The sequence below is a fragment of the Spongiactinospora gelatinilytica genome (assembly GCF_003236385.1).
GTDB classification, from domain to species: domain Bacteria; phylum Actinomycetota; class Actinomycetes; order Streptosporangiales; family Streptosporangiaceae; genus Spongiactinospora; species Spongiactinospora gelatinilytica.
Genome location: NZ_POUA01000723.1, coordinates 1 through 1337 on the forward strand (window position 1 = coordinate 1; position 1337 = coordinate 1337).

Here is a 1337-nt window from a genome sequence, read left to right on the forward strand (position 1 = left end):
CTCGTGGGCTCGGAGAGGTGTATAAGAGACAGCCCCCGACCTCACCGGGCCCGATCTCAACACACCCGCCCCCGACCAGGTCGAGCGAGGCCCGACCGGATCCGGCGGGTCATGAGCACGCCGACCGGCGCGGGCAGGGTGGCCCTCGGTCCAGGCCCGTCGTGGGTACGCGATCACGGTGCCCACCTGCTCGACTATGCCGGGCACCACCTGGACTCCGGGCGCGCGGTGACAGCGGTGATCACCACGCTGACGATCTGCCTGACCAGGGCCGAGCCGTACAAGGACCCGGCGGCCCGGCAGAGCGGCGTGTCGGCGCGCGGGAGGCTGCTGGCCGTACTCCGCAAGGCGTGCATGTACGGCGGGCCCGGGGCGAGCGGCGCGGACCATGCGGGTCAGATCAAAAGGTATGAGTCGGGCGGTGCGCCGGGCATGCCGGACGGGCGGCTGGTCGAACGCGCCTGGACGCTCGCCGACCCGCTCGGCACCGAGGCGCTGCGCCTGATGTACCGGCACGAGCTGGGCGCGGACGACCTGGCGCACGTACTCGGCGTGCCCGCCACGGAGATCACCAAGGTCGCCACCCGCACCCAGGACATGATCGAGACCCTGGTCAGCGGCCTGGACGCGCTCGCCCACGGCCGGGCCGCCTGCCCGGCGCTCGCGCCGCTGGCCGACGCGTTGTTCCCCGGGGGGCTGTTCGGCGACTCCTACGACGCGCCGTCCATCATGCAGGGGCCGCGCAGCCCTGAGGAGTTCAACGAGGCGCGGATGACCCTGGTCACGCACATGATGACGTGCCCGGTGTGCAAGCGGCCGATCAACATCCGCTACACGGTGCCGCAGATGATCTGCCATCCGCCGGTGCCGCCGCTCCCGGCCGGTACCAGGCAGCGCATCATGGACTCCCTGCCGCTCCCGCCGGAGCCGCTGACCATGCCGATCTCGACGGCCGCGCCGCTGCCCGCCCCGGTCGCCCCGGTCGCCGAAACAGCCGAACGCGAGGAGTCCACCGCCGAAGAGCCGGCCCGGCCCGACGAATCCCCCGCAGAACAGACCGTCCGGCTCGACCCACAGCCCGAGCCTGAAACCACTGAGCCGGAAACCACTGAACCAGAAACGACCGAGCCGGAAACGACCGGGCCGGACACCACCCAGCCCGGCCTGACCTCACCGCCCGCCTCCGGCCTGCCCGCAGCAGGCTCGTCCGCGCTGGACACCCCCCTGTACGACGCCCTGCGCTCCCAGGCGTGGGCGCGCGGCGTGCTGGCCAGGACCGGTACGGCCGACGAGGAGAAGCAGGCCGCCGCCGGCAGGCAGCAGTCCGGGCCCGAACC

General features: G+C 72.8%; 1 protein-coding gene. It reads left to right on the plus strand.

Annotated elements, in window-relative coordinates; genetic code table 11:
• Positions 1 to 111 precede the first annotated feature (111 nt).
• On the plus strand, positions 112 to 1337 hold a 1226-nt coding region (locus C1I98_RS38915; RefSeq protein ID WP_438672139.1), incomplete at its 3' end, for a hypothetical protein.